We start from the raw sequence: 22,446 nt of genomic DNA, 5'->3' as shown, positions 1-22,446 counted from the left end.
GTCGCCGGAGCACGGCTCGTTTAGAATGCCCGTCTTTTTCCGGGAGCCCCGCCAATGACCCTGCCCAGCCTGCGCCTCAAAGCCAATGCCGATCGCCGCCTGCGCGCCGGCCATCTGTGGGTCTACAGCAACGAGGTGGACACCGCCGCCACGCCGCTGTCCGGGTTCGTCGCCGGCGACCAGGCGATCCTCGAAGCGGCCGGCGGCAAACCGCTGGGCATCGTCGGCGTGTCGCCGAACAACCTGATCTGCGCCCGCCTGCTGTCGCGCGACCTCAAGCACAGCCTGGACAAGTCGCTGCTGGTGCACCGCATCCAGGTCGCGCTGAGCCTGCGCGAGCGGCTGTTCGACCAGCCGTGCTACCGCCTGGTCTACGGCGACTCGGACCTGCTGCCGGGTCTGGTGGTCGATCGCTTCTTCGACATCCTCGTCGTGCAGCTCGCCTCGGCGACCATGGAGCGCAACAAGGACGCCGTGCTCGAAGCGCTGGTGCAGGTGCTCAAGCCCAGCGGCGTGCTGTGGAAGAACGACTCCAGTGCGCGTGACGCCGAGGGCCTGGAGCGCTACGTCGACACCGCCTTCGGCGTGGTGCCCGAATGGGTCGCGCTGGAGGAGAACGGCGTGAAGTTCGAGGCGCCGGTGATCGCCGGGCAGAAAACCGGCTGGTTCTACGATCACCGCATGAACCGCGCGCGCCTGGCGCCCTACGTGAAGGGCAAGCGGGTGCTCGACCTGTTCAGCTACATCGGCGGCTGGGGCGTGCAGGCGGCGGCGTTCGGCGCCAGCGAAGTATTCTGCGTCGATGCCTCGGCCTTCGCCCTCGATGGTGTGGAGCGCAACGCGGCGCTCAACGGCGTGGCGGACAGGATGACCTGCGTCGAGGGCGATGCCTTCGAGGCGATGAAGGAACTGAAGAACGCCGAGGAGCGCTTCGACGTGGTCATCACCGACCCGCCAGCCTTCATCAAGCGCAAGAAGGACCTGAAGAACGGCGAGGCGGCCTACCGCCGGCTCAACGAACAGGCCATGCGCCTGCTCAACAAGGACGGCATCCTGGTCAGCGCCAGCTGCTCGATGCACCTGCCCGAAGACGATCTGCAGAACATCCTGCTCGGTAGCGCGCGCCATCTGGACCGCAACATCCAGCTGCTCGAACGCGGCGCGCAGGGGCCGGACCACCCGGTACACCCGGCGATCCCGGAGACCCGCTACATCAAGAGCCTGACCTGCCGCATCCTGCCCAACAGCTGATTCGCGTCAGTCGTCGGCCTTGCGCACGTACTGCGCACGGTCGATGCCGTGGCGCTGCAGCTTGTCGTAGAAGGTCTTGCGCGGGATGCCCAGCGTCTCCAGGGTCGAGCGCACGTCGCCGGCGTTGGCCAGCAGCGCCTCGCGAATCAGGTCCGCCTCGTACTGTTCGAGGCGGGCCGGCAGGCTGGCATGGCCGCTTTCGATCCGCAGTGTCGCCGGCGGCGCGATGACATCGCCCAGCCCCAGCGCCAGCCGCTCGGCGAAATGCGCCAGCTCGCGCACATTGCCGGGCCAGTCGTGCTGAAACAGGTAGCGGCTGACCTGCGGCGAGAGCTGCGGCACCTCGATGCCGAAGCGCGCGGCGGCGCGCTGCATGAAATGCGCGAACAGCAGCGGAATGTCTTCCTTGCGCTCGCGCAGCGGCGGAATCGACACCGTCACCACATTCAGCCGGTAGTACAGGTCCTCGCGAAAATCGCCGCGCTGCACCGGGTTGCCCAGGTCGATCTTCGACGCGGCGACCACGCGCAGGCTCAGCTCGCGGCTTTCGTTGCTGCCCAGCGGCTCGATGGTGCGCTGCTCCAGCACGCGCAGCAGGCGTACCTGCGCCGCCGGCGGCATGCTCTCGATCTCGTCGAGGAACAGCGTGCCGCCGCTGGAGTGCTCGATGCGGCCGATGCGCTTCTTCTGCGCGCCGGTGAACGCACCCGCCTCGTGGCCGAACAGCTCGCTCTCGATCATGCTTTCCGGCAGCGCCCCGCAGTTCACCGCGACGAAATTGCCACTGCGCCGGCTGCTCCATTCGTGCAGCAGGCTGGCGACCACCTCCTTGCCGCTGCCGGTTTCGCCGGCGATCAGCACGTCCACCTCGGTGTCGGCGATGTGGCGGATGGTGCGTCGCAGGTTTTCCATCGCCGGGGTCTGGCCGATCAGCGGCAGCGACTCCTCGGCACTCTGCGCCGCCAGTCGCAGGCGGCGGTTCTCCAGCACCAGCCGGCGCTTTTCCGCCGCGCGGCTGACGCTCTGCACCAGCCGGTCGGCACCGTAGGGCTTGGCGATGAAATCGTAGGCACCGTCATGCAGCGCCGCGACCGCCATCGGCACGTCGCCGTGACCGGTGATGAGGATCACCGGCAGGTCGGCGTCCAGCGCCTTGAGTCGCTGGAACAGCTCCAGGCCGTCGATGCGCGGCATGCGGATATCGCTGACCACCACGCCGGGGAAATCGGCATCGAGAAACGCCAGCGCGCTTTCGGCATCGGCGAACGGGTAAACCTCGAAGCCGGCCAGTTCCAGCGACTCCTGGTTGGCGTTGCGCAGCTCGGCGTCATCATCGACGAACGCGACGCGGGGACGGTCATTCATGTTCAGGCTGCCTTCTGCAGATGGACGGTGAAACGGGTGCCCTGCGGGCCGCTGACGACCTCGATGCGGCCGCCGAAGTCGCTGACGATGTCCTTGGAGATCACCAGACCGAGCCCGAGCCCAGCCGCCTTGGAGGTGTTGAAGGGGGTGAACAGCGCCTGCATGATCTCGGGCGCGATGCCGCCGCCGTTGTCGCTGACGATCAGCTCGACGCCGGACGCGCCCTCCACCACGCTGATCTCGACGCGCCCGTCCGGCCGGCTTTCCACCGCCTCCAGGCCGTTCTGCAGCAGGTTGATCAGCACCTGTTCCAGGCGGATGCGCGTGCCCATGACCCGCAGGCCGGGCGCCGGCAGCTGCGCGTCGATGGCGCCGTAGCGCTGGCGAAAGCGACTGCCGAGCAGCAGCAGCGCACCCTCGATCACCTCGTCGAGTCGCGTCGGCTCGGCCTTCGCCCGGCCCTTGCGGGAGAACGTGCGCAGCTCGTCGGTGATGGTGCCGATGCGCTCGGTGAGGCCGGCGATCTGCTCCAGCTTGCGTTCGGTGCCCTGCGGATCGCCGCGCTTGAGGTAGGTGCGCGCGTTGTCGGCATAGGTGCGGATCGCCGCCACCGGCTGGTTGATCTCGTGCGCGACGCCGGCGGCGACCTGGCCGAGGATCGCCAGACGGTTGGCCTGGACCAGTTCCTGCTGCACGGTCTGCAGGCTGGTCTGCGCCTTGAGGCGCTCGTCGATCTGCATCTTCAGCTGGTCATGCGCCTCGCTCAGCGCGCGGGTGCGCTCGGCCACGCGCCGCTCCAGCTCGATGCGCGCGTTGTGGTGATCGACCGTCCGCTCGTCGCTCTTCTGGCGACGATAGAGAAACAGCCCACCGCTGCCGAGCAGCAGCACCAGCACGAACAGCGTGGCGGTACGGCTCTGGCGTACCGCGCGCGCCACCACGGCCTCGCTCGGCAGCAGCAGGTTGAGCTGCCAACCGGTGCCGGCCACTGCCGTCGCCACGCGCAGATAGCCATGCGCGGGTCGGTCCGGCGCCAGCTGCGCCCGCACCACATCGGCGGTGCCGTCTGCACGCGCCTCGAGCGGCAACGGCGCCAGCGGCGCATCGCCGAACTGCAGGCTCTCGCGGATCGCCGTCTTGCGCTGCGGCTCGATGGGCGCCACGGCCATGAAGCGCCAGTGCGGCACGCTGGTCGCCAGCACGATGGACCGCTCGTCGACCACATAGGTCAGCCCGCCGGAGCGGCGCCAGTCCTGCTCCACCGTATCGAACTCGACCTTGACCACGATCACGCCCAACGGCCCGGACGGCCCGTCGACGCGCCGCGAGATGTATAGCCCCGGCCGCTTGCTGACGTTGCCCAGGCCGTAGTGCTCGGCATGGCCGTCGCGCAGCGCATCGCGGAAATAGGCGCGGAAATCGTAACGACTGCCGACGAAGCTGGCCGGCTCCCGCCAGTTGCTCGCCGCGACGCCCACGCCGTCGACATCCAACAGGTAGATGACCGAGGCCTGGGTGCCGGCCAGCAGCGCCTCGAGCTTGCGGTCGATGCGTCGCAGCGCCTGATCGTCGCGGGTGAGCAAGCCGTCGCGGATATCGCGGTCGTCGGCCAGCACGAAAGGCAGCGAGCGCTGCTTCTCCAGCACCGTGCTCAGCAACGCGCTCTGCAGCGCTGCATCGTGCTGGCCGCGCTCGTTTAGGGCGGCATAGGCCTCGTCGCGGCCATGCGTGCCAGCCAGCCACAGCGCAACGCCCACCAGCAGTGCCGCCAGCAGGGCGAAAAGCCCCGCTTCACGGCGCTGACGGCGACGCAAGACGGCCTTGCTGAGTGTGGCTTCGCTCATCGCGGTAGCGCCCCGGCGCAGATCGGGTGTGGGGTGCGCATAGTGCGCCGAATTCCGCACAGGCATCAAACCGGATGTGCGGTGTTTCGCACAAGCATGACGTTCAATAACTCGGTTCTTAGGTTTTTAACTAGCTAAATCAACAAGTTATCTAATGCAGGAAAGCTGGCGCGACATTTGCCATGAGGAACATGACGAGGCGTCGACCTCCCCATGAACCTGGCCTGGCAGGCCCTGGAGAACAAGAAATGATCGTTGCGCACCCCGAAACCGATTCCCTGCCCCCACGGAAAACGCCGCTCTACGCGCACCTGTACGTGCAGGTGATCGCCGCGATTATCCTCGGCATCACCCTCGGCCACTTCTACCCTGGAGTCGGCGAGGCGATGAAGCCGCTGGGCGACGCCTTCATCAAGCTGGTCAAGATGATCATCGCGCCGGTGATCTTTCTCACCATCGCCACCGGCATCGCCGGCATGTCCGACATGAAGAAGGTCGGCCGCGTCGCCGGCAAGGCCATGCTGTATTTCCTGACCTTCTCGACCCTGGCGCTGATCATCGGCCTGATCGTCGGCAACGTGATCCAGCCCGGCGCCGGCATGCACATCGATCCGGCCTCGCTGGACCCCAAAGCGGTGGCCGATTACGCGCTGAAGGCCCATGAGCAGTCGATCGTCGGCTTCCTGAGCAACATCATCCCGACCACCATCGTCGGCGCCTTCGCCTCCGGCGACATCCTCCAGGTGCTGTTCTTCTCCGTGCTGTTCGGTATTTCCCTGGCGCTGGTCGGCGACAAGGGCAAGCCGGTGGTCAGCTTCCTGCAGGACCTGGTGGCGCCGGTGTTCAAGCTGGTGGCGATCCTGATGAAGGCCGCGCCCGTCGGTGCCTTCGGTGCCATGGCCTTCACCATCGGCAAGTACGGCATCGGCTCGATCGCCAACCTGGCGATGCTGATCGGCACCTTCTACATCACCGCGCTGCTGTTCGTGCTGGTGGTGCTGGGCGCCGTCGCGCGCTACAACGGTTTCTCGATCCTCGCGCTGATTCGCTACATCAAGGAGGAACTGCTGCTGGTACTGGGCACCAGCTCCTCGGAAGCGGCGCTGCCGACGCTGATGGACAAGATGGAAAAGGCCGGCTGCAAGCGCTCGGTGGTCGGCATGGTGATTCCCACCGGCTACTCGTTCAACCTCGACGGCACCAACATCTACATGACCCTGGCGGCGCTGTTCATCGCCCAGGCCACCGACATTCCCCTGTCGCTCGGCGACCAGATCGCCCTGCTGCTGGTGGCGATGCTCAGCTCCAAGGGCGCGGCGGGCATCACCGGCGCCGGCTTCATCACCCTGGCCGCGACGCTTTCGGTGGTGCCGGCGGTGCCGGTGGCCGGCATGGCGCTGATCCTCGGCATCGACCGCTTCATGTCCGAGTGCCGCGCGCTGACCAACCTGGTCGGCAATGCGGTGGCGACCATCGTCGTCGCCCGCTGGGAGGGCGAGCTGGACAAGCAGCAGCTCGTCGCCGCACTCGAGCGGCCGAGCACCACGGCGCCGGAGCCTGTCGAGCTGCCGCAGACGGCCTGACCGGCCGCGGATACCCACGACGCCCGGCCCGCCCGGGCGTCGTGCCGTTCGGGCGGCCGACCGCCGCCCTTTCGCCCGCGCGCCGGCTGGGATTAGAATCCCCGCTCCTGCCCCACCTCAGGCGGACTCGCGAGCCGGCCGAAGCAGCGGCGATCCCGCCTGACCACCCGGCCCCGCCCCCGACAGACATCCACCGCGTTTGCCTCGGGCGTGCAGCACGCTCACCATATGCTTAAAACCTGACCAGCCTCAGCAGGACGATTGCCATGCCCGATTACCGCTCGAAAACCTCCACCCACGGCCGCAACATGGCCGGCGCCCGTGCCCTGTGGCGCGCCACCGGGATGAAGGACGAGGACTTCAAGAAGCCGATCATCGCCATTGCCAACTCCTTCACCCAGTTCGTGCCCGGCCACGTGCACCTGAAGGACATGGGCCAGCTGGTCGCCCGCGAGATCGAGAAGCACGGCGGCGTGGCCAAGGAATTCAACACCATCGCGGTCGATGACGGCATCGCCATGGGTCACGACGGCATGCTCTATTCGCTGCCTTCGCGCGAGATCATCGCCGACTCGGTGGAGTACATGGTCAACGCGCACTGCGCCGACGCCATCGTCTGCATCTCCAACTGCGACAAGATCACCCCCGGCATGCTGATGGCCGCGCTGCGCCTGAACATCCCGGTGGTGTTCGTCTCCGGCGGGCCGATGGAAGCCGGCAAGACCAAACTGGCCGCGCACGGCCTGGACCTGGTCGACGCCATGGTCGCCGCCGCCGACGATTCCTGCTCCGACGAAACCGTCGCCGAGTACGAGCGCAGCGCCTGCCCGACCTGCGGCAGCTGCTCCGGCATGTTCACCGCCAACTCGATGAACTGCCTGACCGAAGCCCTCGGCCTGTCCCTGCCGGGCAACGGCACCACGCTGGCCACCCATGCCGACCGCGAGCAGCTGTTCCTGCGTGCCGGGCGCATCGCCGTCGAGCTGTGCAAGCGCTACTACGCGGACGGCGATGCCTCCGTGCTGCCGCGCAACATCGCCAACCGCAAGGCATTCGAGAACGCCATGACGCTGGATATCGCCATGGGCGGCTCGACCAACACCATCCTGCACCTGCTGGCCGCGGCCCAGGAGGCCGAGGTCGATTTCGACCTGCGCGCCATCGACGCGCTGTCGCGCAAGGTGCCGCAGCTGTGCAAGGTGGCGCCGAACATCCAGAAGTACCACATGGAAGACGTGCACCGCGCCGGCGGCATCTTCTCCATCCTCGGCGAACTGGCGCGTGGCGGCCTGCTGCACACCGACGTCTCCACCGTGCACAGCAAGACCATGGCCGAGGCCATCGCGCAGTGGGACATCACCCAGACCAATGACGAAGCGGTGCATACCTTCTTCAAGGCCGGCCCGGCCGGCATCCCGACGCAAACCGCGTTCAGCCAGGCCACCCGCTGGCCGAGCCTGGACCTGGATCGCGCCGAAGGCTGCATCCGTTCGGTCGAACATGCCTACTCCGCGGAAGGCGGCCTGGCGGTGCTCTACGGCAACATCGCGCTGGATGGTTGCGTGGTGAAGACCGCCGGCGTGGACGAATCCATCCATGTCTTCGAAGGCACCGCGAAGATCTATGAAAGCCAGGACAGCGCCGTGAAGGGCATCCTCGCCGACGAGGTGAAGCCGGGCGACATCGTCATCATCCGCTACGAAGGGCCGAAAGGCGGTCCGGGCATGCAGGAAATGCTCTACCCGACCTCCTACCTGAAGTCCAAGGGGCTGGGCAAGGAATGCGCGCTGCTGACCGACGGCCGCTTCTCCGGCGGCACCTCGGGCCTGTCCATCGGCCACGCCTCGCCGGAAGCCGCTGCCGGTGGCGCCATCGGCTTGGTACGCGAAGGCGACCGCATCCACATCGACATCCACAACCGCAGCATCCAGCTGCTGGTCAGCGATGAGGAGCTGGCCCACCGCCGCATCGAGCAGGACAAGCTCGGCTGGAAGCCGGCCCAGCCGCGCGCGCGCAAGGTCTCGACCGCGCTCAAGGCCTACGCCCTGCTCGCCACCAGCGCCGACAAGGGCGCGGTGCGTAACAAGGCGCTGCTCGGCGACTGATCCGGCGGCAAAGAAAAAGCCCGGCCATGTGCCGGGCTTTTTTCGTTCTAGCCAACCCGCCAGGGCGGGCGGCAACTCAGCCGCGACGGGCCGCGAGGATGCTCGCCACCTGGTTCGGCTTGCAGTTCAGGTAGGCCGAGGATTGCAGCCACTTTTGGTCGGGATACCAGGAAAACATGAATTGCCCGCCCTTGAGGCTGTCGACCACCATCCGCGCGACTTCCGGGCGTACCGCCGGGCAACCCTGGCTACGGCCGATGCGGCCCTGGGTGGCGATCCAGGCAGGATTCACGTACGCCGCCGGGTGGATGACGATGGCGCGCTCGCGGGCGCGATCGTTGATGCCCGGCTCCAGGCCGTCCATGCGCAGCGAATAGCCATGCTTGCCGCTGTAGCTCTCGGCGGTGCGGAACAGGCCGATGCTCGACTGGTGGCTGCCCACCGCGTTGGAGAAGCGCGTGGCGTGATTGTCGCCGGACTTCTGCCCGTGGGCGACCAGATCACGCAGCAACAAAGTGCTGCGCTGCAGGTCGAAGATCCACAGACGCCGCTCGGACGAGGGCAGCGAGAAATCGATGACCGCCAGGCGCTGGGCCGGCGCGGCGCCGTTGTTCACCGCGCACTGCATGGCGGCAACGGCATGGGTCAGGACCTGGCGATCCAGCGTCGGCGCCACGCGCGCGAGGCTGTCGACCAGCGGTTGATAGACGGGAACGGTCGCCCAGACGGGCGCCGACAGGACAGACAGGCCTGCCAACAGGCAGAGTCGTCGCAGCAACGGACGCATGTAGAAAACCTCATCGGGCACGACCTTGCGACTTCCTGTCCGGCCGGCGCCTTATACTCGCTACCCCAAAGTGTAGCGACACAACTCGGGCCAGGCTGTCATCGGCCTGGCCCGACACGGTATGTTCTAGTGATCGGATCGACCTGCACCGCCGCCGCGGCTGGGGTCGAATGCCGCGCAGTCTAGCAGTCGAACGGTAGGTGGGGAGCGCAACGTTGTACAAAAAACACGCATTTCGTCTGGCTGCCGGGCTCTTGCTGCTGCCGCTGGCGGCCCTCGCCGCGCCGACTGACGAGCCCGCCACTCCGCTGCGCACCGCCCTCGAACAGCTGCCGGCGTACTGCAGCGGTTATCTCCCGCCGCTGCAACCGGCCGCCCGCGAGCGCCTGCAAGGGTTCTATGCGCGGCAGGATTTCGCGCCGGTGTGGCGCTCCTACCGGCAGATCGATGGCCTGCTGCGCCAGCTCGAACAGCTGGCCGACGACGGCCTGGCCCCGGCCAGCTACCACCTCGAACGCATCCGCCAACTGACGCATAGCGCCAGCGCCGCGCCGCAGCACCGGATCTGCAGCGATCTGCTGACCAGCCACGCCTACCTCAGCGCCCTGCACGACCTGGCCTACGGCCGCCTGCCGCGCGAGCAGACCGAACCGCTGTGGCGCAGCCCCGACTGGCCGGTCGAGGACGACCGCCAGGCCGCGCTGGAACTCGCCAGCAGCGGTCTGGACGACCTGGCCGATGCCTTCGCCCAAGCGCGCCCGGACCTGCCGCAATACCTCGCTCTGCGCGCCGCCTACGCGCGTCTGCGCAGCCAACCGCCGCCGCAGTGGCCGATCATTCCCGCCGGACCGACGCTGCGCCCGCAGATGCTCGACGCCCGCGTGCCGTTGCTGCGCGAGCGCCTGCTCGGCCACGCCGGGCTGGGCCTGATCGGCGACGAGAGCCGGCGCTACGACCCGGTGCTGGTCGCTGCGGTCGAGGCATTCCAGCGCCAGCACGGGCTGGAGCCCGACGGGCTGGTCGGTCGCGGCACGCTGGCGGCGCTCAACGTCAGCCCGGCCAGCCGCCTGGATCAGCTGCGCATCAACCTCGAGCGCCTGCGCTGGATCGCCCGCGAAATCGAGCCGCGCTCGCTGCTGGTGGATATCGCCGGCGCCCGGCTGATCCTGCTCGAGGAATGCGAGGTGCAATGGCAGACGCGCACCCAGGTCGGCCGCGAGGGGCGACGCACGCCGCCGCTCAAGTCCACGGTTACCCGGCTGACGCTGAATCCGACCTGGACCGTGCCGCCGACCATCCTGCGCGAGGACAAGCTGCCGCTGATCCGCGAAGACCTCGGCTACCTGGAGCGCAGCCGCCTGCGCGTGCTCGACGCCCAGGGTAACCGCCTCGATCCGCAGCACGTCGACTGGAGCAGCCCGCACGGCATCTACCTGCGCCAGGACGCCGGGCCGGAAAATCCGCTCGGTCGGGTGGCGATCCGCTTCGCCAACCCCTTCTCGGTGTACCTGCACGACACCCCCAGCCAGCGCCTGTTCACCCAGGCGGCGCGTACCACCAGCTCGGGCTGCGTGCGCGTCGAGGGCGCCCTGCAGGTCGTCGACCTGCTGCTCGATGATCGCGAGCGTGCCGAAGTCGCGCGCCTGCTGGAAACCGGCGTCACCCACGAGTACCGGCTGGCGCGACCGATGCCGATCCTCATGGCGTACTGGACGGCCGAGGCGGACGAACAGGGCGAGCCGCAGTACCGCCCGGATATCTACCGCCAGGACGCCGCCCTGCTGGCCGCACTGAACCGCGCACAGCGCGACTGAACCGGCGTCGGGCCGGCGGCTTTTGCCGGCCGCGCTTGAACCAAAGCACTCGCGCGCTAGTCTCTTGCTGACTGCCGCGAGGGCTGCGTGGCCCATGCGGACCCATCTACCGTCCGGCCAACCGATGGCTGGCTCAGCGCCATGGACAGCCGAGCAGAACACTTCTTGAACACCGATCACAGCACGCACGCCAGGGAATGGACCGAAACCCAGCGCCTGACCGCACTGGCGCGTTACTTCGTGCCGGGCAGCCTGTGCGAGGCGGACTTTCACGATCTGCTCGCGCTCGCCGCCGAGCTTTGCGCGGCACCGGCGGCTGCGCTGCACCTGATCACCGCCGAGCAGCAGCATTGCCCGACGGCCCTCGGCGCCGACCGCGCGACCGTGCCACGTAACGGAACGGCAAGCGCCTGGGCCATCGAGCATGCCGAATCGCTGGCGCTCCTGCAGGCCGACTGCCTGCCGGACGGCGTCGAGCTGCCACACCTGGCCGACGGCACACCGGCCGCCTCCTACGCGGCGGCCGTCCTGCGCACCGCCGACGGCCTGCCGCTGGGCACGCTGTGCGTGCTCGACCGCGAGCCGCGCGTGCTCGACGCGGACGCCGGGCGACGCCTGCAGTCGCTGGGCCGCCAGGCGATGGCGCAGCTGGAGCTGCTGCGCGACCGCCACATCATCGACAGCGTGATCGACCACGCGGTCATCACGCTGGACCTGCAAGGCCGCATCACCAGCTGGAACGAGGGCGCCCATCGCATCCTTCACTGGGACGCCGAACAGATGCTCGGCCATTGCTTCAGCGAACTGCTCGCCGAGCAGAACAGTCAGGACGTAACCCGCCAGGCGCTGCAGGATGCGCTGGCGCAAGGCTCCGCTGTGCACCAGCGCTGGTATCGCCGACGCGACGGTAGCCGCTTCTGGGGCAGCGGCACGCTCACCGTACTGCGGGAAGGATCGCAACCGCACGGCTTCATCAAGATCATGCGCGACCTCACCGCACTGCAGGCCGAGCAGGCCGCCACCCGCGCCGCCGAGGAGCGTTACCGCACGCTGGTCAACCTCAGTCCGCAGGTGGTCTGGCAGTGCGACGCGGATGGCGCGCTGACGTTCTGCAACAGCTACTGGAGCGACTTCACCGGGCTCGACGAGGATGCCTCGCGCGGCGACGGCTGGCTCGCGGCGGTAGCCGAGGCGGAACGCACGACGCTGGCGCAGCAGTGGCGACAGGCAGTACAGGGCCGGCTGCCGTTCAGCCTCGACCTGCCGCTGATCGCCGCCGATGCCAGCACGCGCTGGTTCCAGCTGAGCGCCGCGCCGGTCTATGACAGCGCCGGCGCGGTGCAGCACTGGCTCTGCGTCGCCCACGATATCGACAACCGCCGCCGCGCCCAGGCGCAGCAGCTGGAAAGCGAAGCCTTCACCCGCCTGCTGCTCGACTCGGCCAGCGAAGGCTTCTATTCCATCGACCGCAGCGGCGCCGTGACCCTGTGTAACCAGGCGTTCCTCACCCTGCTCGGCTTCGAAAGCCGCGACCAGGTGCTCGGGCGCCACCTGCACCGGATCATCCATCACAGCCATCCGGACGGCAGCGACTACCCGGTGCACGACTGTCCGATCCAGCACACCGCCGTCACCGGCGAGCCGCGCGAGGTCGATTACGAGCTGTTCTTCCGCCAGGACGGCAGCAGCCTGCCGGTGGCCTACCGGGTCGCGCCGATCTACCGCGACGGCGAGCTGCAAGGCGCGATCTGCACCTTCACCGACATCAGCGAGCGCACCCACGGCGACGCGCTGCAGGCCTTCCTGCTGGAGATCAGCGACCGGCTGCAGGAAGACGACACGCAGGTCGACATCGGCTGCGTGCTGGATGAACGCCTCGGCCGGCTGACGCGCACCGACTGCATCGCCTACGGCCATCTGGAGGATGCCACCACGCTGGTGGTCAGCCGCCAATGGCGTGCCGCGAACAGCCCCGACCGGCTGGGTCGACACCCGCTCGGCAGCAGCGCCGAGGTGCTGGCCCAGCACCTGGCGCAGGGCAGCATCCTGGTGCTGGAAAACCTGCTCGACGCCGCCGACGACTCGCAGCCGCGGCAACTGCACGCCAGCCTGGCCAGCCAGAGCCTGCTGTTCGCCCCGCTGCCGATTTCCGCGCAGCAGCCCAACCGGCTGTTCCTGCTGTTCGCCAGCCGGCTGCCGCGTCACTGGAACCAGGCCGATGTCGCGCTGGTGCGCGAAGTGGTCGACCGCATCCGCAACGCCAGCCAGCGCGCCAGCGCCAACCGCGCGCTGCGCGAAGCGGAACAGCGCGTCAGCCTGGCCAACGAAATCGCCTCGATCGGCGTCTGGGAATACAACGACACCCATCACAGCATGCACTGGGATGCCCAGCTCAAGGCGCTGGCCGGGCTGTCGCCGGAGCAGCCGGCGCCGCGTGTCGACGAGGTGCTGGCGCGCGTGCACCCGGATGACCGCGCCGAGCTGCTGGCCGCCCTCGGCCGCGCACTGCAGGGCAAGGACGGCGGCGAATTCCAGCTCGACTACCGCGTGCTGGACACCCGGACCGAGCAGTTCCGCTGGCTGACCAACCGCGGCCGCCGCGTGCTGGATGCCAACGGCGAAGTGCGAATTCTCGGCACCGCGCGCGACATCACCGCCGAGCGCAATGCTGCCGAGCACATGCTGCGCATGAACGCGCTACTCGAACAGCAGATCAGCGAACGCCGCCTGGCCGAACAGCGCCAGACCGCGCTGATCGAGCTGGGCGATCTGCTGCGCGAGCAGCACGACAGCCAGACCATCGCCCACGCCGCGGTCAGCGTCATCGGCGGCACGCTGGGTGTGGCACGGGTGCTGTTCGCCAGCATCGAGCCCGGCAGCCTCTACGCCACCATCGAGCGCTACTGGAGCGACGGCGCCTCGCGCGACAGCAGCGAGCGGGTGCATTTCCCCGACTTCGGCGACCTCTACTACGACCTGCAGAACAATGATCTGGTGGTGATCGACGATGTGCTGCACGACGCGCGCACCGTCGCCCAGACCGACCTGTACAGCGAACGGCAGATCCGCAGTCTGGTCTGCGTGCCGCTGTTCGAGCAGGGCCAGCTCGCTGCCGCGCTGATGTTGCTGCATGGCGAGCCGCGCATCTGGCTCGACGACGACATCTCGTTCATCCGCGAGGTCGCCGATCGCGCCTGGAATGCCGACGAACGCATGCGCGCCGAGCGTGCGCTGCGCGAGAGCGAGGAGCAGTTCCGCACGCTGGCCGACAACATCAGCCAGTTCGCCTGGATGGCCGACCCGAGCGGGCGCATCTACTGGTACAACAAGCGCTGGTACGACTACACCGGCACCACCTTCGAGGCAATGCGCGCGCTCGGCTGGCGCGCGGTCAACCACCCCGACCACCACGAGCGGGTCAGCGCCTCGCTCAAGCGTGCCTTCGCCATCGGCTCGGTGTGGGAGGAGACCTTCCCGCTGCGCGGCAAGGACGGCGTCTACCGCTGGTTCCTCTCCCGCGCGCTGCCGATCCGCGACGATTTCGGCCAGGTCACTCAGTGGTTCGGCACCAATACCGACATCACCGCCCAGGTCGCCGCCGAGGAAGCCCTGCGCGAACTCAACGAAAGCCTGGAACGCCGGGTCGCCGAGCGCACCCGCGAGCTGGCGGCGATCAACAGCCGCCTGCACATCGAGATGGCCGAGCGCGAACGCGCCGAAGAGGCGCTGCGCCACGCGCAGAAGATGGAAGCCATCGGCCAGCTCACCGGCGGCCTGGCGCACGACTTCAACAACATGCTGACCGGTGTGCTCGGCGCGCTGGACCTGATCCAGCGACGGGTCAACAACGGCCACAGCGGTGACCTGCACCGCTACATCGACGCCGCGATGACCTCCGCCAACCGCGCCGCGGCGCTGACCCATCGCCTGCTCGCGTTCGCGCGCCGCCAGTCGCTCGACCCCAAGCCGGTGGATGTCAATCAGCTGGTGGTCTCGATGGAGGACATGCTGCGGCGCACCATCGGCGAGCACATTCGCCTGCATACCCAGCTGCAGGCCGACGCCTGGCTGGCGTATACCGATGCCCACCAGCTGGAAAACGCCCTGCTCAACCTGGTGATCAATGCCCGCGACGCCATGCCGAGCGGCGGCGAGCTACAGGTGCGTACCCGCTGCGTGCAGATCGCCAGCGCGCAGCCGAACGGTCCGGAGCCCGGCGATTACGTGGTGCTCAGCATCGCCGACAGCGGCGCCGGAATGACCGCAGAGGTGATCGCCAAGGCGTTCGATCCGTTCTTCACCACCAAGCCCATCGGCCAGGGCACCGGCCTCGGCCTGTCGATGGTGTACGGTTTCGCCAAGCAGACCGGCGGCCACGTGCACATCGACAGCACGCCGGGCGAGGGCACGCGGATCACCCTCTACCTGCCGCGCAACCACAGCACGCTGGAAGAATCGGCGAACACGCCCGCACCCGCCGAGGTACCGCAGGCACAGCATGGCGAGACGGTGCTGGTGGTCGAGGACGAAGCCGCCGTACGCATGCTGGTGATCGAAGTGCTGCACGAGCTGGGCTATGCCGCACTCGAAGCCTGCGACGCGGCCAGCGCCCTGCCCTACCTGCAGAGCGAGCAGCGCATCGATCTGCTGGTCAGCGACTTCGGCCTGCCCGGTCTCAACGGCCGCCAGCTCGCCGACCTCGCGCGCCAGCAACGGCCGCAGCTGAAGGTGCTGTTCATTACCGGCTATGCGGCGGACGCCACGGTGCGCGGCGACTTCCTCGGGCCGGGCATGGACATGCTGGCCAAGCCGTTCAGCATCGATGCCCTCGGCCAGCGCATTCGTCAGCTGATCGAGCGCGACGGCTAGGCCAGCGAAGCGGAACTCGGCCGGTGCGGGCGGACTCTTAACAGCACGCACACTCGGAGGTGTCGATCATGCGACATACAACACTGGCGATACTGGCGTTCGCCGCACTGCCCTTCGGCAACGCCCTGGCTGACGGTCTGGTCCGCGACCTGCTGTCCTCGGGCGCGACAACCGCCTCCACCTACCTGACCTTCAAGGACAACAAGCTGGTCCTGCCGGCGCGCGAGGATGCCAGCAGCTTCGTCGCCAGCGATGGCGCCATCCGCGGCCCGCATCTGGAAGCGCTGCTGCGCCAGCTGCGCGCCGAGCAGCCACAGTTGCAGGCCAGCGACATGGAGCTGGCGAGTGCGATTCTCGCCGCCGAACCGACCCGCTGAGCCGCCCGGCGCCCGTTGCCCGGCGCCCGCATTTTCATCCACCCCTCGCAGGAGGATTGCACGTGAAGAAGAGCGCATCGGCCGTCTGGCAAGGCGGCCTGAAGGACGGCAAGGGCACCATCAGCACCCAAAGCGGCGCGCTGAAGGACAACCCCTATGGCTTTAACACCCGCTTCGAGGACGCCCCGGGCACCAATCCGGAGGAGCTGATCGGCGCCGCGCATGCCGGCTGCTTCTCGATGGCGCTGTCGTTGATGCTCGGCCAGGCCGGGCTCACCGCCGAGCGTATCGAGACCCACGCCGAGGTAACGCTGGACAAGGATGGCGATGGCTTCAGCATCACCGCCGTCGACCTGACGCTGAAGGCGAAGATTCCCGGGGCGAGCGACGCGCAGTTCCAGCAGATCGCCGAGCAGGCCAAGCAGGGCTGCCCGGTCTCCAAGGTGCTCAACGCGCGCATCAGCCTGAACGCCAGCCTGCTCGGCTGACGCGCAGCGGTCCCGGTTGTGCGCAAACGAAAACGCCACGGCGCAGGCCGTGGCGTTTTCGTTGCGGTCGGCGATCAGCCGCGGATGTTGTAGATGTCCTTCTCGTTCAGCTCGGCGTAGGCGTACAGCCGCTTGAGATAGGCACGCTGCTGCTCCCAGACCTTGCTCGCCGCCGGATCGGCCGCCGCGGACGCATCGACCACTTCGGCCGCGACTTCCTTGAGCCGCGCCAGCACCTCGTCGGGTAACCGACGCACTTCCACGCCCTGCTCGCGCAGCTGCTCCAGCGCCTCCATGTTCTTGGCGTTGTAGTCGTCGAGCATGTCGCCGTTGACGTCGCGCGCGGCGGAGCGAACGATGGCCTTCAGGTCATCCGGCAGGGTTTCCCAGGCCTTGAGATTGACGTCCAGCTCGAAGGTGACGTTCGGCTCCTGCCAGCCCGGCGTGTAGTAGTACTTGGACGCCTTGTGCAGGCCGAGGGCCAGGTCGTTGTACGGACCGATCCACTCGGTGGCGTCGATCGCGCCGGTCTGCAGCGCGGTGAAGATCTCGCCGGCCGGCATGTTGACCACGGTGCCGCCCATCTTGGTCAGCACTTCGCCGCCCAGACCCGGCGTACGCATCTTCAGCCCCTGGAAATCCTCGACCGAGTTGATTTCCTTGTTGAACCAGCCGGCGGTCTGCACGCCGGTGGCGCCGCAGGCCATCGGCAGCACGCCGAACGGCTTGTACACCTCCTCCCACAGCTGCATGCCGCCGCCACGGTGCAGCCAGGCATTCATTTCCTGCGCGTTCGGGCCGAACGGCAGGGCGCAGAAGAACTGCGCGGCCGGCACCTTGCCCTTCCAGTAGTAAGGCGCGCCGTGCCCCATCTCGGCGGTGCCGCGCGAGACCGCGTCGAACACTTCCAGCGCGGGAACCAGTTCGCCCGCCGCATAGACCTTGACCTTCAGCCGGCCGCCGCTCATCTCGTTGACCAGCGTGGCAAAGCGCTCGGCACCGACGCCGACGCCGGGGAAGTTCTTCGGCCAGGAGGTGACCATCTTCCAGTTGAAGGTCTGCTGCTCGGCGGCGGGGGCGCCGGCGGTTGCGGTCTTTTCGCTCTTGTCATTGCAGCCGGCCAGAGCGGTGGCGGCCAGGCCGACGCCCGCGGCGGCGAGAATGTCACGACGTTTCATGTGGTGCTCCTTGTTGTTTGTCTTATTTGCACAACGACTTGGCTGAACACGACCGACCAGGCAGAACCGCGCCGGGCAACGCCCCGGCGCCAGGACCGGCAACCGTGCAAGCAAGGTGAAGAAAACTAGCGATATCTGCGGCTCAAGCCTAGTCCATCCCGCTAAAAGTCGTATGCCGATTGCTGCAAAGCGCCACTACTGCAAGAATCCTTCTGCGCAACATTCCTTGCGACCCCACAAGAAGGACTCACCAATGTCCCATGACGCCCCGCCGCTACTGCGCGTGGCTGGCTTCATCGATTCGCTGAATCGGCGTTTCGGCCAGCTGTGTGCCTGGTTCACGCTCTTCCTCGTTGCCGGTACCGCGATCGTCGTGGTGCTGCGCTATGGCTTCGGCATCGGCGCCATCGCCCTGCAGGAAGCGGTCATGTATGCCCATGCGCTGGTCTTCATGGGCGCCGCCGCCTGGACCCTGCAGCGCAATGGCCACGTCCGCGTCGACATCTTCTACCAGAAGCTGGTCTCCCGCCGGCAGGGCATCGTCGATGGCCTCGGCCACGTGCTGTTCCTGATCCCGGTCTGCCTGTTCCTGGCCTGGAACAGCTGGGATTACGTTGCCAACTCCTGGGCCACGCACGAAGGCTCCAACGAATCCGGCGGCCTGAAGTTCGTCTACCTGCAGAAGAGCATCATCCTGGTGATGGTCATCAGCCTCGCGCTGCAAGCCGTCGCTGATCTGATCAAGCTCGGTTACCGCCTCGCCGGCCGCCTGCCGCAGGACGAGGAGGTGCAGCATGGCTGAGATCATGGCAATCGCACTGTTCGTCGGCATCTGCATCGCGCTGATGTCGGGCTATCCGGTGGCCTTCACCCTCGGCGGCATGGCACTGCTGTTCGCCGGCGTGGGCGTGGTCACCGGCACGTTCGACGTCGGCTTCCTGCATGCGCTGCCCAACCGCATCTTCGGCATCATGAACAACCAGACGATGCTGGCGGTGCCGCTGTTCGTCTTCATGGGGGTGATGCTGGAGAAATCCCGCGTCGCCGAAGACCTGCTGGAATCGATGTCGCGGCTGTTCGGCACCCTGCGCGGCGGTCTGGCGATCTCGGTGTGCGTGGTCGGCACGCTGCTCGCGGCCTCGACCGGCATCGTCGGCGCCACCGTGGTCACGATGGGTCTGCTGGCGCTGCCGACCATGCTGCGCCGCGGCTACGACCCGGCGATCGCCACTGGCACGCTGGCGGCCACCGGCACGCTCGGGCAGATCATCCCGCCGTCGATCATCCTGGTCCTGCTCGGCGACGTGATGTCCAGCGCGTTCCAGCAGGCACAGCTGAAGATGGGCATCTTCTCGCCGAAGACCGTCTCGGTCGGCGACCTGTTCGTCGGCGCGCTGCTGCCGGGGCTGGCGCTGGTGGGCCTGTACATCGTCTACCTGATCATCATCGCCATCTTCCAGCCGAAGAAGCTGCCCGCGCTGCCGCAGGAAGAGCTCGGCCCGATCGAATGGGGACGGCTGATCAAGGCGCTGCTGCCGCCGCTGGTGCTGATCGCCGCCGTGCTCGGCTCGATCCTCGCCGGCTACGCCACGCCTACCGAGGCCGCGGCCATCGGCGCGCTGGGCGCGACGGCGCTGTCGCTGGTCAAGCGCCAGCTGAGCTTCAGCCAGTTGAAGGAAGTCGCCTTCGGCACCACCGAGATCACCTCGATGGTGTTCCTGATCCTGATCGGCGCCTCGCTGTTCTCGCTGGTGTTCCGCGGCTTCGGCGGCGAGGTGCTGATCGAGGACGCCCTGCATTCGCTGCCCGGCGGCGTGCTCGGCGCATTCCTGGTGGTGATGCTGGTGATCTTCCTGCTCGGCTTCATCCTCGACTTCATCGAGATCATCTTCGTCGTCGTCCCGATCGTCGGGCCCATCCTGCTGGCGATGGGGCTCGATCCGATCTGGCTCGGCGTGATGCTCGCGCTCAACCTGCAGACCTCGTTCCTCACTCCGCCGTTCGGCTTCTCGCTGTTCTACCTGCGTGGCGTCACCCCGCGCAGTGTGCCGACGAGCACCATCTACAAGGGCGTGGTGCCGTTCATCGGCATCCAGCTGCTGATGCTGGTGATCGCCTACCTCTGGCCGGATCTGATCACCTGGCTGCCCGAACAGGTGTACGGCCGCTAACCCCCCACAACGCCCGTCGACGACGGGCGTTGTGCCTTGCGCGCGCCGATCGCCGCTACAATCGGCGCCCGCCGACCGACCCGACACCCACACCGAATGCGCGCTCACGCCAGCTTCACCGATCATTTCCTCGCGCTCGACCGCTTCCTCTCCGAGCACCAGTCGCTGTGGCGGCCGCGCCCGTTCGTGCAGCACCGACTGGAATGGGAAGCCGCCTATCCACAACTGGCCGCCTGGCTGCGCGCACGCTCGCTGGCCGATGCCGAAGCCGCCCACAACCAGCCGAGCGAACTCGATGCACCGGCGCCCTTCGCCCAGCTGGCGGTCGCGGCACGGGCGCTCGCCGACCTGGCGGAACTGCCAGCCCACCCGCTGCCCACGCCGGATAGCCGCTTGCAGGTCGACGTTCCCGGGCGCAAATGGCAGCAGATCCGTGCGTTCGCCGCGCACTTGCAGTTCCGTCAACCGACGCGCCACTGGCTGGACTGGTGCGCTGGCAAGGGCCATTTGGGCCGTCAGCTGGCGCAGGACGGCAGCGCCTTGACCTGCCTGGAATGGGATGTCGCGCTGGTCGACGACGGCGCCCGTCTCAGCCGGCGTCTGGGCATCGATGCCTGTCATCTCCAACAAGACGTGCTCGGCGCCGACTGCGCCGAGCGCCTGCACGCCGACCACACGCCGGTCGCCCTGCACGCCTGCGGCGACCTGCACGTACGTCTGCTGCAGCTGGCCATTGCCGCCGGCGTGCGCCAGCTCGCCGTCGCGCCCTGCTGCTACAACCGGACCCAGGCCGAGCGCTATCAGCCGCTGTCACGCGCCGCGCAGCAATCCAGCCTGCGGCTATCGCGCGACGACCTCGGCCTGCCGCTGACCGAGACCGTCACCGCCGGCGCCCGCGAACGCCGCAACCGCGACCAGTCGATGGCCTGGCGGCTCGGTTTCGACCTGTTGCAGCGCCGTCTGCGCAGGCAGGACGACTACCTGCCCACTCCCTCGCTGCCCAGCACCTGGCTACAGAAAGACTTCGAACGCTATTGCCGCGACCTCGCCGCACTCAAGCAGCTGCCGGAGCCAGGCGCCGAAGACTGGCCGGCACTGGAACAGGCCGGCTGGCAACGCCTGGCCGAAGTGCGCAACCTCGAACTGCTGCGCGGCCTGTTCCGCCGTCCGCTGGAAGTCTGGCTACTGCTCGACCGCGCCCTGCTGCTGGAAGAGAACGGCTACGCGGTGCGCCTCGGCCGCTTCTGCGCCGGCGAACTCACCCCCCGCAACCTGCTGCTGCTCGCCGAGCGCCGCTGATCCCCCGAAGCTGCGCAAGTGCTTGGCAGAGAACGGTTTACTCGCCGCGCGCAATCGCTATAATGGCGCCCGGTTTGCCGGTATAGCTCAGCTGGTAGAGCAACTGACTTGTAATCAGTAGGTCCCGGGTTCGACTCCTGGTGCCGGCACCACGAACACAAAGGCTCGCAGAAATGCGGGCCTTTTTCGTTTCTGCCGGAAGTGGAGCGCCCCTTTCGCCGGTTCCGGGCGTCCTTCCGCGCAACCCGAGCAACCCGAGCAACCCGAGCAACCCGAGCAACAGCTTCCAGTTTCCGCCGCCTCCCTCTCCCAGGCAGCACCCGCGTTGCCTTTTCCGTAACACCCGATACCTGATATCGGCGTGCCGAGTCCTGCGCTGTACGGATCTCTATCATTTCTATACACCAAATCAATTTGTATAGGTTTTGTAAAAGATGTAGCCTCCCTTCATCACTCCCGGAGCCAGTCATGCCTGTCGGCTTCGGGTGGATGCATGCCATGACAGGCCATCGGAGACCGTACCCGCATGTTCATGCGTACCCGAACTTTCAAAGACACCCTGCGTGAATGCCAGGCGCAGCGGGCGGTATTCGAGGCGGAATACGTGGCGCTGCGCAGTGCCGTGGCGACCATCGAATTCAGTCCCGAGGGGCTGGTGCTGCAAGCCAACCCGCTGTTCCTGAACCTGCTGGGGCTAACCCTGGAGGAAATCAGCGGACGCCAGCACCGCGCGTTCTGCGATCCCGCCTATGCACAGAGCCGCGACTACAGCGCCTTCTGGCATGATCTGCAGCAGGGCCGCAGCGCGACCAAACTCATGCCGTGGATGGCGAAACAGGGGCGGCAGGTATGGCTGCAGGCCAGTTACGTTCCGGTCCGTGACGCCGGCGGCAATGTGCAACGCATCGTCATGCTCGCTACCGATGTGACCGAGCAAACGCTGCGTGCGCAGGCGGATGCCAGCCGCATGCAGGCGGTCGAGCGCTCCTCGGCGGTGATCGAGTTCGATCTGCAGGGGCTGGTGGTCAATGCCAATGCGAATTTCCTCCAGGTCATGGGTTATCGCCTGGACGATATCCGGGGCAAGCACCACCGCCTGTTCTGCGACCCCGAAGAAGTGCAGAGCGACGCCTATCGCGACTTCTGGGCCCGGCTGAACCGGGGTGAGTTCAGTACCGGCCTGTTCCGACGACTGACCAAACAGGGCCGTGGCGTCTGGCTCCAGGCCACCTACAACCCGCTCTACGATGCGCAGGGCCGGCTGTATGGCGTGGTCAAGTTCGCCTCCGACATCACCGCCAGGGTCGAGCAGCGG

At 67.5% G+C, this 22,446-nt stretch carries 14 protein-coding genes, 1 tRNA gene and 1 pseudogene; 12 read left to right on the top strand and 4 right to left on the bottom strand.

The features are described from left to right. The first annotated feature begins 54 nt into the window (after positions 1–54). The gene (locus tag U8L64_RS14060) at positions 55–1,251 is read left to right on the top strand and encodes a class I SAM-dependent rRNA methyltransferase (RefSeq protein WP_043299471.1); all 1,197 of its coding nucleotides are present in this window, start codon (positions 55–57) and stop codon (positions 1,249–1,251) included. 6 nt (positions 1,252–1,257) lie between these two features. Here U8L64_RS14060 and U8L64_RS14055 read toward each other — a convergent pair whose 3' ends face one another. After that, the gene (locus tag U8L64_RS14055) at positions 1,258–2,616 is read right to left on the bottom strand and encodes a sigma-54-dependent transcriptional regulator (protein WP_043299470.1); all 1,359 of its coding nucleotides are present in this window, start codon (positions 2,614–2,616) and stop codon (positions 1,258–1,260) included. Between the two features lie 2 nt (positions 2,617–2,618). Then, positions 2,619–4,460 carry an ATP-binding protein gene (locus U8L64_RS14050; protein ID WP_234303146.1) on the bottom strand — a complete coding sequence of 614 codons (1,842 nt, stop codon included), beginning with the start codon at positions 4,458–4,460 and terminating at the stop codon, positions 2,619–2,621. Positions 4,461–4,708: 248 nt separating this feature from the next. On the opposite strand from U8L64_RS14050, the gene U8L64_RS14045 reads away from it, so the two are divergent. Together U8L64_RS14045 and ilvD are read left to right on the top strand one after the other, a co-directional pair. Continuing rightward, positions 4,709–6,043, top strand: a complete 1,335-nt coding sequence (locus U8L64_RS14045) for a dicarboxylate/amino acid:cation symporter (RefSeq protein WP_054094340.1) — start codon at positions 4,709–4,711, stop codon at positions 6,041–6,043. A gap of 266 nt (positions 6,044–6,309) precedes the next feature. Continuing rightward, positions 6,310–8,148 (top strand): dihydroxy-acid dehydratase, encoded by a 1,839-nt coding sequence (gene ilvD, locus U8L64_RS14040; RefSeq protein WP_333398102.1) that lies wholly within the window; start codon positions 6,310–6,312, stop codon positions 8,146–8,148. Between the two features lie 76 nt (positions 8,149–8,224). Here ilvD and U8L64_RS14035 read toward each other — a convergent pair whose 3' ends face one another. Next, positions 8,225–8,935: a murein L,D-transpeptidase catalytic domain family protein gene (locus U8L64_RS14035; RefSeq protein WP_165594909.1), complete on the bottom strand. Its 711-nt coding sequence runs from the start codon at positions 8,933–8,935 to the stop codon at positions 8,225–8,227. 215 nt (positions 8,936–9,150) lie between these two features. On the opposite strand from U8L64_RS14035, the gene U8L64_RS14030 reads away from it, so the two are divergent. The 4 genes from U8L64_RS14030 (at position 9,151) to U8L64_RS14015 (ending at position 16,483) form a co-directional block, all read left to right on the top strand. Next, positions 9,151–10,749 (top strand): L,D-transpeptidase family protein, encoded by a 1,599-nt coding sequence (locus tag U8L64_RS14030; RefSeq protein ID WP_333398101.1) that lies wholly within the window; start codon positions 9,151–9,153, stop codon positions 10,747–10,749. Positions 10,750–10,914: 165 nt separating this feature from the next. Then, entirely contained in the window at positions 10,915–15,618 is a 4,704-nt protein-coding gene (locus tag U8L64_RS14025; protein ID WP_333398100.1) for a PAS domain S-box protein, read from the top strand. A gap of 68 nt (positions 15,619–15,686) precedes the next feature. After that, positions 15,687–15,995 carry a DUF2388 domain-containing protein gene (locus U8L64_RS14020; protein WP_077682805.1) on the top strand — a complete coding sequence of 103 codons (309 nt, stop codon included), beginning with the start codon at positions 15,687–15,689 and terminating at the stop codon, positions 15,993–15,995. A 62-nt stretch (positions 15,996–16,057) separates the two neighbouring features. Further along, positions 16,058–16,483, top strand: coding sequence for an OsmC family protein (locus U8L64_RS14015; RefSeq protein ID WP_043299459.1), 426 nt, complete (start codon positions 16,058–16,060; stop codon positions 16,481–16,483). Between the two features lie 74 nt (positions 16,484–16,557). On the opposite strand, the gene U8L64_RS14010 is transcribed toward U8L64_RS14015, so the two are convergent. Continuing rightward, entirely contained in the window at positions 16,558–17,661 is a 1,104-nt protein-coding gene (locus U8L64_RS14010) for a TRAP transporter substrate-binding protein (RefSeq protein ID WP_043299457.1), read from the bottom strand. A 253-nt stretch (positions 17,662–17,914) separates the two neighbouring features. On the opposite strand from U8L64_RS14010, the gene U8L64_RS14005 reads away from it, so the two are divergent. The 5 genes and pseudogenes from U8L64_RS14005 to U8L64_RS20405 all read left to right on the top strand — a co-directional run. Next, positions 17,915–18,463: a TRAP transporter small permease subunit gene (locus U8L64_RS14005; protein ID WP_077682806.1), complete on the top strand. Its 549-nt coding sequence runs from the start codon at positions 17,915–17,917 to the stop codon at positions 18,461–18,463. Beyond that, positions 18,456–19,832 (top strand): TRAP transporter large permease, encoded by a 1,377-nt coding sequence (locus U8L64_RS14000; RefSeq protein WP_333398099.1) that lies wholly within the window; start codon positions 18,456–18,458, stop codon positions 19,830–19,832. Before U8L64_RS14005 ends, U8L64_RS14000 begins: the two co-directional genes overlap by 8 nt. A 96-nt stretch (positions 19,833–19,928) precedes the next feature. Next, complete coding sequence (locus tag U8L64_RS13995) at positions 19,929–21,131, top strand: methyltransferase (protein WP_333398098.1); 1,203 nt, start codon at positions 19,929–19,931, stop codon at positions 21,129–21,131. A 76-nt stretch (positions 21,132–21,207) separates the two neighbouring features. After that, positions 21,208–21,283 (top strand) — tRNA-Thr (locus U8L64_RS13990). A 374-nt stretch (positions 21,284–21,657) separates the two neighbouring features. Continuing rightward, positions 21,658–22,434 (top strand): annotated as a pseudogene (locus U8L64_RS20405) (PAS domain-containing protein); the annotation flags it as partial. Positions 22,435–22,446 lie beyond the last annotated feature (12 nt).

Source organism: Pseudomonas sp. FIP_A4 (genome assembly GCF_036701605.1).
Taxonomy (GTDB): Bacteria; Pseudomonadota; Gammaproteobacteria; order Pseudomonadales; family Pseudomonadaceae; genus Stutzerimonas; species Stutzerimonas phenolilytica.
This window is presented reverse-complemented; position numbering and strand designations above follow the sequence as displayed.

What these genes read in the sequence shown, in the direction of transcription:
- U8L64_RS14005 (WP_077682806.1), top strand. Translation starts at nt 17,915, where the DNA reads ATGTCCCATGACGCCCCGCCGCTACTGCGCGTGGCTGGCTTCATCGAT.
- U8L64_RS14020 (WP_077682805.1), top strand. Translation starts at nt 15,687, where the DNA reads ATGCGACATACAACACTGGCGATACTGGCGTTCGCCGCACTGCCCTTC.
- U8L64_RS14045 (WP_054094340.1), top strand. Translation starts at nt 4,709, where the DNA reads ATGATCGTTGCGCACCCCGAAACCGATTCCCTGCCCCCACGGAAAACG.
- U8L64_RS14055 (WP_043299470.1), bottom strand. Translation starts at nt 2,616, where the DNA reads ATGAATGACCGTCCCCGCGTCGCGTTCGTCGATGATGACGCCGAGCTG.
- U8L64_RS13995 (WP_333398098.1), top strand. Translation starts at nt 19,929, where the DNA reads ATGCGCGCTCACGCCAGCTTCACCGATCATTTCCTCGCGCTCGACCGC.
- U8L64_RS14050 (WP_234303146.1), bottom strand. Translation starts at nt 4,460, where the DNA reads ATGAGCGAAGCCACACTCAGCAAGGCCGTCTTGCGTCGCCGTCAGCGC.
- U8L64_RS14060 (WP_043299471.1), top strand. Translation starts at nt 55, where the DNA reads ATGACCCTGCCCAGCCTGCGCCTCAAAGCCAATGCCGATCGCCGCCTG.
- ilvD (WP_333398102.1), top strand. Translation starts at nt 6,310, where the DNA reads ATGCCCGATTACCGCTCGAAAACCTCCACCCACGGCCGCAACATGGCC.
- U8L64_RS14000 (WP_333398099.1), top strand. Translation starts at nt 18,456, where the DNA reads ATGGCTGAGATCATGGCAATCGCACTGTTCGTCGGCATCTGCATCGCG.
- U8L64_RS14010 (WP_043299457.1), bottom strand. Translation starts at nt 17,661, where the DNA reads ATGAAACGTCGTGACATTCTCGCCGCCGCGGGCGTCGGCCTGGCCGCC.
- U8L64_RS14035 (WP_165594909.1), bottom strand. Translation starts at nt 8,935, where the DNA reads ATGCGTCCGTTGCTGCGACGACTCTGCCTGTTGGCAGGCCTGTCTGTC.